Source organism: Bradyrhizobium sp. 1 (assembly GCF_023073315.1).
Classification (GTDB): Bacteria; Pseudomonadota; Alphaproteobacteria; order Rhizobiales; family Xanthobacteraceae; genus Bradyrhizobium.
Genome location: NZ_JADPJH010000018.1, coordinates 48026 through 64095, shown reverse-complemented (window position 1 = coordinate 64095; position 16070 = coordinate 48026). Strand labels below are relative to the sequence as shown.

General features: G+C 64.5%; 14 protein-coding genes. 7 read left to right on the top strand and 7 right to left on the bottom strand.

Going from position 1 to position 16070, the window contains the following annotated elements; genetic code table 11:
* Positions 1-2: 2 nt before the first annotated feature.
* Positions 3-1151, bottom strand: coding sequence for an acyl-CoA dehydrogenase (locus tag IVB29_RS12675; RefSeq protein ID WP_247503707.1), 1149 nt, complete (start codon positions 1149-1151; stop codon positions 3-5).
* A gap of 4 nt (positions 1152-1155) precedes the next feature.
* Complete coding sequence (locus IVB29_RS12670; RefSeq protein WP_247503706.1) at positions 1156-2010, bottom strand: enoyl-CoA hydratase; 855 nt, start codon at positions 2008-2010, stop codon at positions 1156-1158.
* Positions 2011-2168: 158 nt separating this feature from the next.
* On the opposite strand from IVB29_RS12670, the gene IVB29_RS12665 reads away from it, so the two are divergent.
* From IVB29_RS12665 to IVB29_RS12655, 3 genes are all read left to right on the top strand, one after another.
* Positions 2169-2771 (top strand): LemA family protein, encoded by a 603-nt coding sequence (locus tag IVB29_RS12665; protein WP_247503705.1) that lies wholly within the window; start codon positions 2169-2171, stop codon positions 2769-2771.
* 138 nt (positions 2772-2909) lie between these two features.
* Positions 2910-3812 carry a YgcG family protein gene (locus IVB29_RS12660; RefSeq protein WP_247503704.1) on the top strand — a complete coding sequence of 301 codons (903 nt, stop codon included), beginning with the start codon at positions 2910-2912 and terminating at the stop codon, positions 3810-3812.
* A 5-nt stretch (positions 3813-3817) separates the two neighbouring features.
* Complete coding sequence (locus tag IVB29_RS12655; RefSeq protein ID WP_247503703.1) at positions 3818-4315, top strand: TPM domain-containing protein; 498 nt, start codon at positions 3818-3820, stop codon at positions 4313-4315.
* 35 nt (positions 4316-4350) lie between these two features.
* On the opposite strand, the gene IVB29_RS12650 is transcribed toward IVB29_RS12655, so the two are convergent.
* Both IVB29_RS12650 and IVB29_RS12645 read right to left on the bottom strand, forming a co-directional pair.
* On the bottom strand, positions 4351-5163 hold the full coding sequence (locus tag IVB29_RS12650; protein ID WP_247503702.1) for an MBL fold metallo-hydrolase: 813 nt from the start codon (positions 5161-5163) through the stop codon (positions 4351-4353).
* Positions 5160-5531 carry a cyclic nucleotide-binding domain-containing protein gene (locus IVB29_RS12645; RefSeq protein WP_247503701.1) on the bottom strand — a complete coding sequence of 124 codons (372 nt, stop codon included), beginning with the start codon at positions 5529-5531 and terminating at the stop codon, positions 5160-5162. The genes IVB29_RS12650 and IVB29_RS12645 overlap by 4 nt, the downstream gene beginning before the upstream one ends.
* Positions 5532-5812: 281 nt before the next feature.
* Between IVB29_RS12645 and IVB29_RS12640 the strand changes: the two genes are divergently transcribed.
* The 3 genes from IVB29_RS12640 (at position 5813) to IVB29_RS12630 (ending at position 8620) form a co-directional block, all read left to right on the top strand.
* Positions 5813-6787: a hypothetical protein gene (locus IVB29_RS12640; protein ID WP_247503700.1), complete on the top strand. Its 975-nt coding sequence runs from the start codon at positions 5813-5815 to the stop codon at positions 6785-6787.
* Between the two features lie 93 nt (positions 6788-6880).
* The gene (locus IVB29_RS12635; RefSeq protein ID WP_247503699.1) at positions 6881-8428 is read left to right on the top strand and encodes a hypothetical protein; all 1548 of its coding nucleotides are present in this window, start codon (positions 6881-6883) and stop codon (positions 8426-8428) included.
* Between the two features lie 27 nt (positions 8429-8455).
* A complete protein-coding gene (locus IVB29_RS12630) occupies positions 8456-8620 on the top strand; it encodes a hypothetical protein (protein ID WP_247503698.1) in 165 nt (54 codons plus the stop codon).
* 9 nt (positions 8621-8629) lie between these two features.
* Here IVB29_RS12630 and IVB29_RS12625 read toward each other — a convergent pair whose 3' ends face one another.
* Together IVB29_RS12625 and IVB29_RS12620 are read right to left on the bottom strand one after the other, a co-directional pair.
* Positions 8630-9277, bottom strand: coding sequence for a glutathione S-transferase family protein (locus IVB29_RS12625; RefSeq protein ID WP_247503697.1), 648 nt, complete (start codon positions 9275-9277; stop codon positions 8630-8632).
* Between the two features lie 147 nt (positions 9278-9424).
* Positions 9425-10630 (bottom strand): CoA transferase, encoded by a 1206-nt coding sequence (locus IVB29_RS12620; protein WP_247503696.1) that lies wholly within the window; start codon positions 10628-10630, stop codon positions 9425-9427.
* A gap of 231 nt (positions 10631-10861) precedes the next feature.
* Here IVB29_RS12620 and IVB29_RS12615 point away from each other — a divergent pair, with 231 nt between their 5' ends.
* Complete coding sequence (locus IVB29_RS12615) at positions 10862-12985, top strand: tetratricopeptide repeat protein (RefSeq protein ID WP_247503695.1); 2124 nt, start codon at positions 10862-10864, stop codon at positions 12983-12985.
* A 1-nt stretch (position 12986) separates the two neighbouring features.
* Here the strand turns inward: IVB29_RS12615 and putA are convergent, their stop codons facing one another.
* Positions 12987-15986 (bottom strand): bifunctional proline dehydrogenase/L-glutamate gamma-semialdehyde dehydrogenase PutA, encoded by a 3000-nt coding sequence (gene putA / locus IVB29_RS12610; protein WP_247503694.1) that lies wholly within the window; start codon positions 15984-15986, stop codon positions 12987-12989.
* Between the last annotated feature and the right edge of the window lie 84 nt (positions 15987-16070).

Sequence of the window (16070 nt, the reverse complement as noted above, 5' to 3'; positions counted from 1 at the left end):
CTTCAGGCCGGAACAGTGGTGCGGCCAAGCTCGGCATGGCGGCGATAATGGTGCGCGCTGCCGCCGAACAGCGTGTCGAAGGCGACCAGCCGCTTGAAATAGGCGCCGACCTCGAGCTCCTCGGTGACGCCCATGCCGCCGTGGAGCTGGATCGACTGCTCGCCGACGAAACGCGCGCATTTGCCGATTTTTGCTTTCGCGCCCGATGCGGCGCGGGCGCGCTCGACCGGCGAACTATCCGCCTTCAACGCAGCGCGCAACGCCATCGAGCGTGACTCGTCCACCTGCATCGCCATGTCGGCGAGGCGATGACGGATCACCTGGTTGGCGGAGAGCGGCCGGCCGAACTGCTTTCGGATATTGGTATATTCGAGCGTGGTGTCGAGCAGCGTCTGCATGATGCCGACGGCCTCCGCCCCGAGCGCGGCCATGGCGCGATCGACGGCCCATTCGATCGCAGGCAGTGCGTCGCTGCCGTCACCGAGCAGAGCGTCCTGCGGCAGCTCGACGCCGGACAGCTCGATGTTGCAGGCGCGGCCGCCGCCGAGGCGTTCATAGTCGCTGATCGCAACGCTCGGCGTCGTCGCTGCTACTGCGAACAGGCCGATGCGCCCGGACGGCCCCTGGTGATCGTGAACATGCGCGGAGACGATGATCTCGTCGGCAGCGTGGCCGTCGAGCACGGCGATCTTGCTGCCGGCGAGGCGCCAGCCCTGCGCCGTCTTATGCGCGGTGGTCGCGACCTTGGCGAGATCGAAGCGCGCTGCGCGCTCGGAATGCGCGAACGCCAGCTTCAGCGATCCATCAGCCACCTTCGGCAGCCGCGCCTGCTTCTGCGCTACGCTGCCGCACTTTCCGATCAATCCAGCCCCGAGCACGACCGTTGCGAGATACGGCTCGGACACCAGACCCCGGCCAAACGCTTCCATCAAGATGCCAACCTCGACTGCGCCGCCGCCGAGCCCGTCAAACTCCTCCGCGATCGGCAGCGCCAGCCAGCCGAGTTCGGCGAACTGCTTCCACACATCAGGGCTGAAGCCGAGCGGATCCTTCGCCATCTTGCGGCGATGGTCGGCATCGTAGCTTTCGCCCACAAAACGTTCCGCGCTCTCGCGCAGCAGCCGTTGCTCGTCACTGAGATCGAGGTCCATGGTTCTACTCCGCGGCCGCCGGCGGCTTGCGCACGGAGGGATGCAGTCCGGACGGATCGACCACCATGCCGAACTCCTGAAGATTATGGGCGTGACAGAGCTGATGCAGCGCAAAGGCCTGGTCGATCGCGGCGGGCTGGCCCATCACGTCGACCGAGCGGTTCACCGCCTCCTTGGTCAGTTTTAGCGCAAACGACGGCTTTGATGCGATCCGACGCGCCAGCTCCATCACGGACGCCGAGAGATCAGCGCGCGGTACGACGCGATTGACCATGCCGAGCTGATGCGCCTCCTGCGCACTCCAGCTGTCGGCCGTGAACAGGAATTCTTTCGCCTGGCGCGGCCCGAGCTCCCAGGGATGCACGAACCATTCGACGCCGCAGACGCCCATGGTGACGACGGGATCGCAGAACTGCGCATCGTCGCTGGCGACGATGAGGTCGCAGGCCCAGGCCAGCATCAGACCGCCGGCGATACATTTGCCGTGCACCTCGGCAATGGTCGGTTTTGCCAGATTGCGCCAGCGCCGTGTGATCTGGAGATAGATTTCCTGCTCGCGCGCGAAGCGGCCGTGGGCATTGGCCTCAGTGAAGCCACCCCAATTTCCAATCGGCGGAAAATCGACGCCGGCCGCATTCTTCCCGCCGGGGCGTAGATCATGACCGGATGAGAAGTGTGGCCCATTGCCGGCGAGGATGATGACCTTGATCGAATCGTCCTGCACCGCCGCATCGAAGGCGGCGTTGAGTTCGTAGGTCATCTGCAGGTTCTGCGCGTTGCGCGCCTCGGGCCGGTTCATCACGATCCTGGTGATGGCCGGCTCCGACCGCTCCACGAGGATGGTCTCGAACGAGGACATCGCGTTTCCTCCGGCGTTTCCAGTTTGATCTTATTGTTTGGTCAAGTTGACTATGTCGGCCCGGGATAGGCAAGAGGATAGGCAAGAGGCTTGCGTAAATCGGCTGCTTTTCGCGCTCAATCTGATAGTTTGCGCCCGATTCCACCGGGAGAAATTTGATGCGCAAGATCCTGACCGTGCTGGCGGCGCTGGCCTCGCTGAGCCTGACCAATTGCGGCTACAACGCGATCCAGGGCGAGGACGAGCAGATCAAGGCCAACTGGTCCGAGGTCGTGAACCAGTATCAGCGCCGCGCCGATCTCGTGCCCAACCTCGTCAATTCGGTGAAGGGCTTTGCGCAGCAGGAAAAGGACGTGCTGCTCGGGGTCACCAATGCCCGCGCCAAGGTCGGTAGCATCCAGGCGACGCCGGAGGTGCTGAACGACCCCGCGGCCTTCCAGAAGTTCCAGGCTGCCCAGGGCGAGCTCTCCAGCGCACTGTCGCGGCTCCTCGTGGTCACCGAAAACTATCCGCAGCTCAAGTCGGATGCGTTGTTTAGGGATTTGATGTCGCAGCTCGAAGGCACCGAGAACCGCATCACGGTGGCGCGCAACCGCTACATCAAGGCGGTGCAGGACTATAACGTCACCATCCGCTCGGTCCCGACCAATTTCACCGCGATGATGTTCGGCTACAAGGAGAAGCCGAATTTCTCGGTGGAGAACGAGAAGGAGATCTCGACCGCGCCGAAGGTCGATTTCAACCCGGCGCCGTCGAAATAAGCGCGCGTCGTTTTGCGAATGCGCCCAGCCCCACCCACCGCCGTCATTCCCCGCGAAAGCCGGGAATCCAGTGCGCCGCGGCTTTCCCGCATCCCGCGGGCGTCTCTGGAATACTGGATCGCCCGGTCGAGCCGGGCGATGACAGCGAGGTTGTGGCAAACGATCATAGTATGCGCGCTGTTGCTTTGTTGGTCGTTCCCCACCTTCGCCGACGTCGCCGTCCCGCAACTCACCGGCCGCGTGGTCGACCAGACCGGCACGCTCTCCAGCGGTGACATCGCCGCACTCACGCAAAAGCTGCGCGACTTCGAGACGCGCAAGGGCAGCCAGATCGCCGTACTGATCGTGCCGACCACGCAGCCGGAGACGATCGAGCAATTCTCGATCCGCGTCGCGGAAGCCTGGAAGATCGGGCGCAAGAAGGTCGACGACGGCGCGATCCTGGTCGTTGCCAAGAACGACCGCCATTTGCGCATCGAGGTCGGCTACGGCATCGAAGGCGCACTCACCGACGTCGTGTCGCGGCGGATCATCGACGAGATCATCACGCCGAAATTCAGGACGAGCGACTTCGGCGGCGGCATCTCGGATGGCGTCGATCGCATGATCCGCGTGATCGACGGTGAGCCGTTGCCGACGCCTGCACGAAGTGTGAGCATGGCCGACGACTGGAACGATCTTGGGCCAGCTATCCCATTCGCCCTGCTTGGGGCGCTGTTCCTGGGCGGGATCCTGCGAACGATATTGGGGCGGTTGCTCGGCTCCGTTGCCAGCGGCGGTGTGCTCGCCGGCGTGGCATGGCTATTCATCGGATCTCTCGGTGTTGCCGCGATCGTTGGTGTCATCGGCTTCGTTCTGGCGTTCATCGGTGACATCTTTTCTACTGCCGGCCCAGGTCGTGGATCCTCGCGTGGCGGTTCCTGGTCGGGGGGCTCGTCATCGGGCGGCGGCTGGAGCAGCGGATCGTCCTCCAGCGACAGCGGCAGTTTCAGCGGCGGTGGTGGCAGTTTTGGCGGCGGCGGCGCCTCGGGGAGCTGGTAGCGGTCATGAGCATCAAGCGCATTGCCAGACATCTCGTGCAGCATCATTGGCGGGCAAAGCAGATATTTCCGCAAGCCGTTCTTGCTCGCATCGAGCACGCGATCCGGCAGGGCGAGGCCACGCATTCGGGCCAGGTCCGCTTCGTCGTCGAAGGCGCACTCGATGGCCGCCCCCTGTTCCGCAACCAGCCGGCGCGCGAGCGCGCGCTCGACATGTTCGCGCATCTGCGGATATGGGACACCGCGCACAACAACGGTGTGCTCATCTACCTGCTGCTCGCCGACCGCGACGTCGAGATCATCGCCGATCGCGGCATCGATGCGAAGGTGGGGGCCCAAGGCTGGGAGACTATCTGCCGCGCCATGGAGGCTGAATTCAGGTCCGGCCAGTTCGAGCACGGCGTGATCGGCGGCATCGCAGCGGTGTCGCGCGAGCTGGCCAAGCACTTTCCGCCGAGCGGGCCACATCGCAACGAGCTGCCGGATGCGCCGGTGGTGATGTAGCCGCGCTCTCTCCGCCGGTGGAGGCGCCTGCGCCCTCAATCATCCAGCTTGTTCAAATCCCGCACCGACTGCATGATCGGCTCGAAGTTCGAGCGCGCGTCCAGCGCGTCGAACAATTGCGCGGTGTCTTCCAACAGGCCATGCGACCTCGCGATCGCGGTGCGGACGTCTTCCTGCGGCGTGTCGGACAGCCGCCCGTGGCCTGACAGCAGGATTTTCGAATCCAGCCCCTTCAATCGCTCCAGCGACTGGATGTAGTCGGAGATGCTGCCCGAGCCGAACACGCCGCCCATCACGCCGCCGGGCATCAAGGTGTCGGCGGCGAACAGCAGGCCCTTGTCCGGCTCGAACAGCGTGATGCAGGCCGAGGTGTGGCCCGGGGTGTACATCACGTTGAGACGGAAATTGCCGAGATCGATCAGATTGCCTTCCTCGAGCCAGATGTCGATATTGATCGGAACGTTCGGCTCGTTGAACATTTTTCGCAGCATCGAGAAATCGTCGCGCAGCATGATCTTGTTGGCGGCGAGGCGATGGGCAGCGACGAAGGTGCGGCGCTCGTTGAAGTGCCAGGCGGCGCCGATATGGTCGAGGTGCTCGTGGCTCAGCACCACCATGTCGATTTTTTCCGGCGGGCACTCGGCGAAGTTCAGGCATTCCACCATCGCCGGATAGTTCGAGGACAGGCCGACATCGATCAGGATCGTGCGCGCAGAGCCGCGCACGAGGTAAGCGTTGGCGGCGCGATTGGAGAAGCGCAGCTGGAAGACGTCGTCCGCGGCCTGGATCAGCGAACAAATGTCGTTCTTCATCAGGATCGGAAACGAAGTGGGCTTGCGCTCGCTCATGACTGTGCCGCCCCATAGGTGACGGCGTTGGATACGCGCAGCCGCTTGGAAAGCGCGTCCATCACCATCAGCGCGAACGCCGGCTGCTGGCTGACGAGATAGACGAAGCGGGCGTGGTTGATCCGCATCACCCTGGTATTCGGCGCCGAAGCGATCGCGGTTGCCGAGCGCGCCGAGCCGTCGATCACGGCCATCTCGCCGAAGAACTCGCCCTTGCCGAGCTTGATGATGCTGGTCTTGCTGGCGCCGTTCATCTTGGCGATCTCGACCTCGCCGTCGAGCACGACGAACAGCTCGCGGCCGGTCGAGCCCTCTTCGAAGATGACGTCATCGACGCCAAACGCGTTGATGCATTTCTCGATCGTCATGACACCCCCAAAAGGCCTTCTGACTGACGGGCCAAGCCATGTTAGCGGGGGATCCGTGACGGGCAAACAACCCCTTCGGCTGAGCCGGGCGGCTACCGCAGGGCAGCATGAGCTGACAATTTGTTGCACGCCGCCACACCGGTTCCATTTTCCCGACCCAATTCGGCCTCGGACGAGTTCCTAAAATTTCGGTAAGCGGGTCCCGAGGTAAGGATTTCGCAAGCAATGAAAGTTACCAAAAGGTCAATCCAGAGTGGAGTATTCGAACCGTGAGCGAACCAATGGCTGAGCAGGCTGCCCAAAAGACCGGTGAGCAGACGAGCGTCGTCGAAGCTGCCGCGACCGCGCCGCAGGCCGTCGAGGCTGCCGGCATCGAGGCCCCCTCGATTGCCCCGGACCACGAGACGATGCCCAAACCGGATCCGGTGAAAGCAGATGCCCCCAAGGTCGAGCCGCCCCCGATCGCGGTGCCGAAGACCGAGACCAAGCCCGAGCCAAAGCTCGGCAAGCTCATCGTCATGGCGCCGTCAGAGGGCTCCTGGAAGCGCGAAGAGTTCGCCCCGCACGTGAAGGCGGACGAGCCGCGCGAGACCGGCAGCAAGCGCCGCCTGTCGGCGATGGCCGCGGTGGTGGCGATTGCGGCCAGCGTCGGCGCGATCAGCGGTGCGCTTGCGACTGCGGGCATGATGCACTTTGCAGCCCCGGCTGCCGCGCCGGCACAGGTCGCCGATACCAGCGCGCTGGACGCCTCCGTTGCCCGGATCGATGCCGATCTGGTCGCGCTCAAGGCGAATGTCGAGCACACCTCCAAAACCGGGCTCAGCCAGTCCAACCGCGCCAACGATCGTCTCGACAAGCTCGAGAAGGCGCAGGCCGAGCCGATGGCCAAAATCGCAAAGCTGTCCGAGAGCGTCGACAAGCTCCGTGCCACGCCGCCGGCCGCCCCCGTGCAGGCTGCGGCAGCGCCCGCGAAGGAGACCACCGGCTCGATCGCACCGACCCAGGTTGCGACCGCTGCTGCCGCACCGGCTCCCGTGCCCGCCGCGCCCAAGACCGAAATCGGCCGGTTGCCGACGCTCGAAGGCTGGAGGCTGCGCGACGTCGCCAATGGCGGTGCGCTGATCGAGGGCCGCGACGGTCTCTACGAGGTCTACGCCGGCGACCCGATCCCAGGCGTTGGCCGCGTCGACGCCATCCGCCGCCAGGACGGCCGCTGGGTGGTCGTCACCAGCAAGGGCCTGATCGTCTCGCGCTGAGCGTTCGATATCCGACTTCCAAAGAGGCGCTTCACCACCATGTGAGGCGCCTTTTTACTTGAATAGGTGTCCCCGCGCGGTGTTACTGAAGGCATGAGCCGCGCGTTGCGAATTCTCGTTGCTGTCGTCGTATTGTTCGGCGGCGTCGTGTCGCTATCGGCGACGGAGAACGCACAGCTCGCGCGCGGCACGGCGATCACCGATCCCGATCTCCTGCGCAAGCTCGATCAGAATGACGCGTTCACGATCTCGCGTCTGTTGTGGCCGGAGCGGAACGCGAATTTTCCGCTGACGACCGACCTGATGTTCTCGTGGCTGTCGCAGCTCAAGGAAATCCCGAGGGCAATCGACGCCGAAATTGATCGCTACATCGCAGAGCACGAGGCGGCTTCGCCAACCGAGACCATCGGTATCGGCGAGGGCTTTGACGTGCAATTGTTCGATCGGGCCAATCTGAAATCACGCGACACCCGTTTCGTGCTGGCCGGCATCGTCAACCGCATGGACCGCGCCTACGTCTCGGAAGACTCCTGCGGCGAGATCCGGCTGATCTACCGTCTCGCGCGTTTCGAGACCAAGCCGGATGGCGGCAGCAGCGCAACGCGTCTGCCGATGACGTTCAATCTGGTGATGAAGGCGCGTGATGCACGCCAGATGGATGCGAACGGAAAGCCGGTCACCTGCGCCGAGATCGCCCGGCGCTGGCTCGACAATGGCGACTGGCAGGGGCTGATCGGCAGCCCCTTCTCTCCCTACGATGCCATGCTCGACCGCATCGAGACCAACATCCAGATCTCCATCGCGCCGAAATCGGCGCTGCACGATTTCCGTTCCGACTATCTGCTCAAGGTGTTCAAGTATGACGCTGCCACGAAGACCTTCGAGGAATCGACGCTGGAGAACCAGATCGACCGTAACAGGATCCTTGCGGACAATGATCTTCGGCGCGACTTCAAGGATTGGCTGCTTGCGCCGGAGAATCTTCGCGAGTTCGATCGCGGCACGGTACTGATCCCGGAGAAATTTCTGGCCAAGGTCGCGGTGGTGCCCACGCCGGCCGGCCTCGATGCTTCCTCCCTGCAGCCGGAGTTCGGCATGATGCAGGGGGAGGGAAAAGTGGAGGGGAAGGACAATCCCGTCTTCACCGACAATGACGTGATCGGCGCGCTGAAGTCGGCCGCGGCGCGTGGTGACATGCAGAACATCCGCTCGGTCGCAGGCTTCCAGCGCCGTCTCAACGACGTCACCTGTGCCGGCTGCCACCAGACCCGCGGCATCGGCGGCTTCCATTTCCCGGGCGTGGACTGGCTGGCCGACAAGCCGTCGAATTCCACCATCGTGCCGGCCTCGCCGCATTTCCTTGGCGACCAGGTCCGCCGCCGCGACATCCTGGCCGCGTTCGCCGCGGGCAAACGCCCTGATTTCTCACGCGGATTTGCCAGCCGGCCGCAGACCCGCGGCAGCGCGGAGCTCGCCGGCACCGAATATCAGGACGGCTGGGGCGCGCATTGTTCCCTGCAAAATGCGGGATCGGAAACGCGGGACAAGAGTTTTACGTCATGGAGCTGTGCTAAAGGTCTGACCTGTCAGGCTGCCGCGGCCTCGAGCCGCATCGGCATGTGCTTCATCAAGACGCGTTAGGCCGCCTCCAGCCGATTTGGATGACCAATGACGGACACGAGCGAAGCCGACAAGGAGCGCAATCGCGAGATCGCGCGCAATGAGGAAGCCAAACAAGTCACCGGCAGCATCCGTGTCAGCACCTGGGCGGTCGCGGTGGTCGTGATCGTCGGGGGGATCTTGTTCACGTTGGGATGGCTGGCGCTGAAGTAGCGGGCACCCTCACTTCGCGTAATTCGTCATCCGCTTTCCCGGCAGCAGCTCATACGCCGGTTTCCAGCCGGGCAGGGCGGCCATGCGGCCGAGCCAGGCGTGGATGGCCGAATGGCTCTGCGCGAAATCAAAACCGTGCTCGTCGCTCGGATAGTGCAGATAGGCCATCATCGAGACATCGGCGACCGTTGGCCTCTTGCCGATGGCGAATTCATTGTGCCGGAGATGCTCGTCGAGAATGCCGAGAAAATCCTCGAGCCTGCGCCGGAAATGTTTCAGCACCTGCGGATCGTTCTTCTCGGTGAAGGCGCGCATGAAGCGATAAGTCGCCATGTAGCCGGTGAGCTTGTGGTTGTCCCAGAACAACCAACGCAGCAGCTCGAACTTTTCCTCCGCGGTCTCGGCGCCGAAGCGCCCGTATTGTTCGGCGAGCTTCAGCAGAAGGGGTGCGGTCTGCGTCATCTTCACGCCGTCGACCTCGAGCACGGGAATCTCGCCCATCTCGTTGACGGCCTTGCGCCACTCCGCCGTGCGCGTGACGCCGCCGCCGAAATCGGTCCAGACCGGCTCGAACGTCTCGCCGCACAGCGTCAGGATCAGCGCCAGCTTGTAGCTGTTGCCGGATTCGGGGAAGTAGTGCAGGCGGTAGCTGGGCATGGGACCTCACGGATGTTGCTGTGAGCTTATAGCGAGATCGTCCCACCTCGTCATCGCGAGCGCAGCGAAGCAATCCAGAAATGCATCCGCGGAGGGACTCTGGATTGCTTCGCTGCGCTCGCAATGACGGGGTTAGAGCGGGCGCTTCTAACCGACCGCCCCCGACGACCGCAGCTGCTTGATCGCCTTCTCGTCGTATCCCGCCCCGCGCAAAATCTCGTCACTGTGCTCGCCGACGCCAGGCGGCTTGCGCGGCTGGACCTTCTTGGCGCCATCGATCCAGATCGGGCTGGAGATGGTGAGCATGGTGTCGTTCTCGAACGGCACCAGCACCTCGTTGTCGAGCATCTGCTTGTCGTTCGGGATGTCGTCCAGAATGCCGACGATGCCGAACACGAGGCCGTTGCCGTCGAGGATTTTCCGCCATTCGGCGAGGTCCTTGGTGGCAAAAGTCTCGTCGAAGATCTTGATCAGCTCGATCGAGCGGGCGTGGCGGTCGGGCTTGGTGGCGAAACGCGGATCGGTGATCAGATCCTCGCGCCCGAGGCATTTGGCCAGCGTCGGAAACTGCTTCTCCTCGCTCAGCAGCGACAGGATCAGCCAGCGGCCGTCCTTACACTGATAGTGGTTGGCGACCGCATTGAGCGCGCGTTCGCGCGGACGCCGCTCGGCGAATTTGGCGCCGCAGAGTTTTGCCTGCGCCAGCACGCTCGCCGCCCACACCCCGTTCGCCATCAAATTGGAGGCGACATGCGAGCCCTTGCCGGTCTTCTCGCGCTGATAGAGCGCGGTGACGATGGCGCCGTAGAACGCCATGGCGCAGGGATGGTCGCCCATGCCGGCGACCGAGCGGGCCGGCGTGGTGTTGGTGTCGGCGCGGACGAGGTCCATCAGGCCCGAGCGCGCCCAATAGGCATTGCTGTCGAAGCCGGGCTTGTTGGCCTCCTCGCCCTTTTCCCCGTAGCCGGTGAAGGAGGCGTAGATCAGGCGGTCGTTGAGATGGGCGAGGTGGTCATAGGTGATGCCGAGCTTGTTGCGCACCGGCGGCGGCATGTTGGTGATGAAGACGTCGGCCTCTTCCACGAGCTTGTAGAGCACGGCCTGCGCCTCGGGCTTTGCGAGGTCCAGCGCGATGCTCTTCTTGTTGCGGGCCTCCAGCAGCCAGGCGAAATTGTGCTCGCTGCTCGGATAGCCCGGAATGTTGGGCAGATTGCGGTAGGGGTCGCCGGCGCCGGGCGGCTCGATCTTGATGACATCGGCGCCGAAATCCGACAGCACGGTCGCGGCGGCGGGGGCGGCGATGAAGCTCGCGCAGTCCAGAACCTTCAGGCCTGCAAAAATGCCTTTTTCCATCGCGGCGTTACTCCCTCGCTCTTGTTGTTTCCGTTGGCTGGAATTTCATAATCCCTGACGGCACAGCCATTTGACCGATGTTTCGGCGGGATGCAACGGCTTCCGGCCGGCGCTTTCCCGGGAGCGGCATGCCAGACGGTTATGGCAATCCGCTCGTCCCGGTTGTACAGCTTCTCCGCCTGCCAGATCGTCCCGGGCCGGCGCATTTTCGTTTCGAAGGATCTGCCGGCCATGTCGATGCCGTTCGTCCGCCTGATGGCCGCAACCGCGTTCATGATGTCATGCGGCGTGCCAGGTTCAGCCCGGGCAGGCGACCTCGAAGACTGCAATGGCCCGCTGCCCGCGAAAATAGAGCCCGCCTGCACCGCCATCATCAACGACCAGTCGCGCGCCGCCGATGAACGGCTGCGTGCCTATGTGAGCAGATCGCGCCTGTTCATGAGCCGGTCCAATCTCGACGCCGGTCTGGCGGATGCGGATGCGGCGGTCCAGCTCGACGAGAAATCCGTGCCGGCCCTGGTGGCGCGCGGCTATGCGCGGCAGCGCAAGGGAAATTTCGACGGGGGGCTCGCCGACATGAACCACGCGATCGAGCTCGATCCCAACAGTCCGAACGCCTATGCGGCGCGGGGCGGCCTGAAGCTCGACCGGAAGCAATGGACCGAAGCGGCCGCGGATTTCACCAAGGCGATCGGCCTGAAGCAGGATTATGCCATGGCCTATGTCGGGCGCGCGCGTGCCTCCATCGAGACCTCGCAGCTCGATCCGGCCATGACCGACGTCAACACGGCGATCTCGCTGAATGCGAGCCTGCCCGGCGCCTTTTTCTGGCGCGGCCAGGTCTATCGCCGCAAGGGCGACCTCGACCACGCCATCGAGGACTTCTCGCGCGCGATCGCGCAGGCGCCGCACCCCGATCGCGGCAGCTATTTCGCGCGGGGGCAGAGCTTCAGCTCCAAGGGCGATTATGCGCGTGCGATCGCGGATTTCGACAAGGTGCTGTCGATCGCTCCGAACGACCAGATGGCCCAGCAGCAGCGGCAGGCTGCGGTTGCGATGCAGGCCGAGCTTGCGAAAGTGCAAGGCGCACCGACACCTGCACCTGTGCCTGCGCCTGTCGCGCCCAGGCAGGCCGTCGCAGCGCCGCCACCGGCAGCTCCGGCACCTGCGATCCCACCGGCCACGGTGCCGATGGCGACGATACCGCAAGGGACATTCTCGGCGCCGCCTCCGGGCCTGGGCGGGGCGCAGCAATTGGTGACACAGAAGAAGTACGCAGAAGCGATCCCGAAGCTGAACACCATCCTGTCCGGCAATCCGCGTAACGAGCCCGCACTCAAGCTGCGCGTCGCTGCACTGCTGTCGACGGCCCGGTTTGCGGAGGCGCGGAACGACCTCGATGCGCTGCTCAGGATGAAGCCGAACGACTCGCCATTGCTGGCCTCGCGGTCCGTGGCTTCGATCGGCATGAAGCAGCTCGACCAGGGCATGATCGACGCCAATCAGGCGCTCAAGGCCAATCCGAACAATGAAGGGGCCTATGTCTGCCGTGGCATGGCGTACCGGCTGACCGGAAAATTCCAGGACGCCATTGCCGATTTCGACCGTGCGATCTCGCTCAACGACAAGGATTACCTGGCGTATTCCGAGCGCGGCCAAGCCTATATGGGACTGAGCCAGAACGACAAGGCCGTCGTCGATTTCGACCGTTCGCTGGTGCTCAATCCCGTCAACGACACGGCGCGTGCCTCGCGCGGGCTCGTGTTGCTGCTGAAGGGCAATAGCGCCGAAGGCCTGGTCGACGTCAAGAACGCGCTCGATCGCAATCCGAACAATCAAGTCGCCGAGCTCGGCCAGGGATTGGCGATGCTGCTATCAGGACAATATGACCGCGCGATCGTGGCGCTCGATCAGCTCGTCGGCAAGACGCTCGCCTCCGACGCTTTCGTGCGCACGCTGCGTGCGCGCGCCTATCTCGGCAAGAAAGACGCGGCCGGCGCCATGACCGATCTCAATCTGGTGCTGGGGGCGCGGCCGAACGATCCGGATGCGCTCAGCCTGCGCGGGATGGCCTTCACCTCGATGAAGCAATACGACAAGGCGCTGGACGATCTCGGCAAGGCGATCACGCAGAAGCCGATGATCGAGCGCTATGTCGCGCGCGCCACGGCTTATGAGGCCAAGGGCGATCTCGACAAGGCCGCGGACGATTATCGCAGCGCGATCCAGATGACGCCGGCGAACGTGTTCGATATCGCGGCCCAGACCCAATCCAAGCTGAAGATCCAGCAGCTTTCGAAGCGCACCCCCTGCGGAAGTTCCGGGGGCGGCGGCAAGGACGATACCTGTCTGTGAGCTATTCCTCGCCCGCGAGCAGTGCGGCGTTGCCGCCGGCTGCGGCGGTGTTGATCGTCACGATCTGCTCGGTGGCAAAGCGCGCGAGGTAATGCGGGCCGCCGGCCTTGGGGCCCGTTCCGGATAGGCCGTTCCCGCCGAATGGCTGCACACCGACCACGGCGCCGATCATGTTGCGGTTGACGTAGATATTGCCGACCTGAACGCGGTCGATGATGGCCTCGACCGTGTCGTCGATGCGGGAGTGGATTCCGAGCGTGAGACCGTAGCCGGTGCGCTCGATCGCTTGCAGCACGCGTTCGAGATTCTCGGCACGGTAGCGCACCACATGCAGGATCGGGCCAAACACCTCCTCGGTGAGCTCTGCGGCATCCCTGAGCTCGAAGATATGCGGCGCGACGAAGCAGCCCTCCGGCGCGGAGCCTGCAAAATGCAGTCGCGCTTCGCTCGTCATCCGCGCGATGTGCGCATCGAGCCGCTGCTTGGCCTCAACGTCGATCACCGGGCCGACATGGGCTGCGACGTCAGAGGGATCGCCAATCTTCAACTCACGCGCCGCGCCCGCGATCATCTCGATCATGCGGTCGGCAACATCTTCCTGCACGAACAGCAGCCGTAGTGCCGAGCAGCGCTGGCCGGCGGAACGAAATGCGGACGTCACGACATCATCGGCGACCTGCTCGGGCAGTGCGGTCGCATCTGCGATCATGGCGTTGATGCCGCCGGTCTCCGCGATCAGCGGCACGATCGGCCCGTCCTTGGCGGCGAGCGTCCGGTTGATCAGGCGCGCGACCTCGGTCGAGCCGGTAAAGACGATTCCGGCGATGTCAGCGTGCGCGGTCAGGACAGCGCCGATGCGGCCGTCGCCGGTGACGAGATGCAGCGCGCTTTTGGGGATGCCGGCCTCGTGCAGCAGGGCTACCGCTTCGCGCGCGATGCGCGGCGTCTGCTCGGCGGGTTTTGCCACCACGCTGTTGCCGGCCATCAGCGCCGCCGTGACCTGGCCGAGGAAAATCGCCAACGGAAAATTCCAGGGCGAGATCGCCACGAAGACGCCGCGGCCGCGCATGGCGAGCGCATTGCTCTCGCCGGTCGGTCCCGGCATCGCCGTCTCGCTGCCGAACAGTGTTCGGCCCTGCGCGGCATAATAGCGGCAGAAGTCGGCGGCTTCGCGCAGCTCCGACAGCGCATCGTCGAGCGTCTTGCCGCCCTCGGCCTGCAGCAGCGCGATGAAATGGGCGCTGCGGTTCTCCAGCAGATGCGCGGCCTGCTCCAGCGCCGCCGCACGTACGGCTGCCGGCGTCCGGCTCCAGGCGGCAAAGCCTGCGCGTGCTGCGGTCACCGCCGCATTGGCCTGATCCGGCGTTGCATCGGCGACCGGCTTGAGGTCGGCCGTCTCGGCTTTGACGTCTGCCAGCAACTGATCGAGCGCGGTGCGGGCTCCGAATTCAACGCCGCGTGAATTGCGCCGCTCCGGCGCGAACAGATCGCCCGGCAGCGGAATCTTCGAATGCGCCGCCGCTTGCGGCCGGACGATGGCATCCGCCGGGCGCTGCAGCAGCGCCGGGAGCGGGACGCGATAATCGGCCGCCTGCGCCACGAACGATGAATTGGCGCCGTTCTCAAGCAGCCGCCGCACCAGATAGGCGAGCAAATCGCGATGGCTGCCGACCGGCGCATAGGTGCGGTAGGCGATCTCAGGGTGATCCTTGGCAAGCTGCTCGTAGAGCGCTTCGCCCATGCCGTGCAGGCGCTGGAATTCGAAACCGCCGTCGTTCCCGGCAAGCTCCAGCACGGTCGCGACCGTCAGCGCATTGTGGGTGGCGAATTGCGGGAAGATGCGCGGTCGCAAGGCCAGTAGTTTTGACGCGCAGGCGACGTAATTCAGATCCGTCATCGCCTTGCGCGTGAACACGGGATAGCCGTCGAGCCCGCGCTCCTGCGCGCGCTTGATCTCGGTGTCCCAATAGGCGCCCTTGACCAGCCGCACCATCAGCTTGCGGTCATGTGCGCGGGCGAGCGCATCGACATAGTCGATCACCGCGCTGGCGCGCTTCTGATAGGCCTGGATCGCCAGCCCAAATCCATCCCAGCCTCTCAGCGAGGGATCGGCGAGCGTTGCCGCGATCACGTCGAGCGACAGCTCCAGCCGGTCGGCTTCCTCGGCATCGACGGTGAAGTTGAGGTCATAGGCCTTGGCGCGTTGCGCGAGGTCCAGCAGTTGCGGCACCAGCTCGGCCATCACGCGGTGGTGGCTGATCGCCTCGAAGCGAGGATGCAGTGCCGAGAGCTTGACCGAGATGCCGGGCCGGTCGGGCAGGGGATGGTTGCCTGCCGCCTTGCCGATGGTCTCGATCGCGCTCGCATAGGCGTCGAAGTAACGCTTGGCGTCCGCGGCCGTGCGCGCGCCTTCGCCTAGCATGTCGAAGGAATAGCGCGGCCTTTCACCCGAGCGCGGCTTACCCCGCTCCAGTGCCTGCGCGATGGTCTCGCCCAGCACGAAATGATTGCCCATCAGCCGCATGGCCTGGCGCGTGGCGGTGCGCACCGCGGGTGCGCCCAGCCGCTTCACCAGCCGGCCGATGGTGCCGTCGGGTGTCTCGCCGGGCTGTATCACCCGCGCCGACAGGCCGAGCGCCCAGGCCGATGCGTTGACCAGGAACGCGGTGGACTTGGTCTCGTGATGGATGAAATCGCCCTCGCCGAGCTTGTCCTCGATGAACTGGTCGGCGGTGCGCGCGTCCGGGACGCGCAGCAGCGCCTCGGCCAGCACCATCAGTGCCAGTCCTTCCTTGGTCGAGAGTGCGAACTCCCGCAGCATGTCCTCGACCCCACCGAAGCGATCGTCGCGCTTGCGGATCGCCTCGATCAGCCGCGTCGCGGTCTTGTCGATCCGCGCCTCCTGCGGCGGGCCGAGATGCGAGGCCGGCAGCAGGCGCGCGGCAATCTCGGCATCATCGGGCGCGTAAGCGGCGGTGAAGGGCGGCGGGATGTTCGGCATGGCGTGTCCTGTGATCGAAACGCAGGATAAAGCCCGTGTGACCGTAGTTCGATAGACAAATTAGCCGGTTTGCCTTAGGAAATG

Excerpts from the sequence above, each read along its gene's own strand:
- IVB29_RS12640 (WP_247503700.1), top strand. The coding sequence starts at position 5,813 with ATGGCTGAGCAGGCTGCCCAAAAGACCGGTGAGCAGACGAGCGTCGTC.
- IVB29_RS12625 (WP_247503697.1), bottom strand. The coding sequence starts at position 9,277 with ATGCCCAGCTACCGCCTGCACTACTTCCCCGAATCCGGCAACAGCTAC.
- IVB29_RS12645 (WP_247503701.1), bottom strand. The coding sequence starts at position 5,531 with ATGACGATCGAGAAATGCATCAACGCGTTTGGCGTCGATGACGTCATC.
- IVB29_RS12630 (WP_247503698.1), top strand. The coding sequence starts at position 8,456 with ATGACGGACACGAGCGAAGCCGACAAGGAGCGCAATCGCGAGATCGCG.
- IVB29_RS12675 (WP_247503707.1), bottom strand. The coding sequence starts at position 1,151 with ATGGACCTCGATCTCAGTGACGAGCAACGGCTGCTGCGCGAGAGCGCG.
- IVB29_RS12660 (WP_247503704.1), top strand. The coding sequence starts at position 2,910 with ATGACAGCGAGGTTGTGGCAAACGATCATAGTATGCGCGCTGTTGCTT.
- IVB29_RS12620 (WP_247503696.1), bottom strand. The coding sequence starts at position 10,630 with ATGGAAAAAGGCATTTTTGCAGGCCTGAAGGTTCTGGACTGCGCGAGC.
- IVB29_RS12635 (WP_247503699.1), top strand. The coding sequence starts at position 6,881 with ATGAGCCGCGCGTTGCGAATTCTCGTTGCTGTCGTCGTATTGTTCGGC.
- IVB29_RS12615 (WP_247503695.1), top strand. The coding sequence starts at position 10,862 with ATGTCGATGCCGTTCGTCCGCCTGATGGCCGCAACCGCGTTCATGATG.
- IVB29_RS12655 (WP_247503703.1), top strand. The coding sequence starts at position 3,818 with ATGAGCATCAAGCGCATTGCCAGACATCTCGTGCAGCATCATTGGCGG.
- putA (WP_247503694.1), bottom strand. The coding sequence starts at position 15,986 with ATGCCGAACATCCCGCCGCCCTTCACCGCCGCTTACGCGCCCGATGAT.
- IVB29_RS12670 (WP_247503706.1), bottom strand. The coding sequence starts at position 2,010 with ATGTCCTCGTTCGAGACCATCCTCGTGGAGCGGTCGGAGCCGGCCATC.
- IVB29_RS12665 (WP_247503705.1), top strand. The coding sequence starts at position 2,169 with ATGCGCAAGATCCTGACCGTGCTGGCGGCGCTGGCCTCGCTGAGCCTG.
- IVB29_RS12650 (WP_247503702.1), bottom strand. The coding sequence starts at position 5,163 with ATGAGCGAGCGCAAGCCCACTTCGTTTCCGATCCTGATGAAGAACGAC.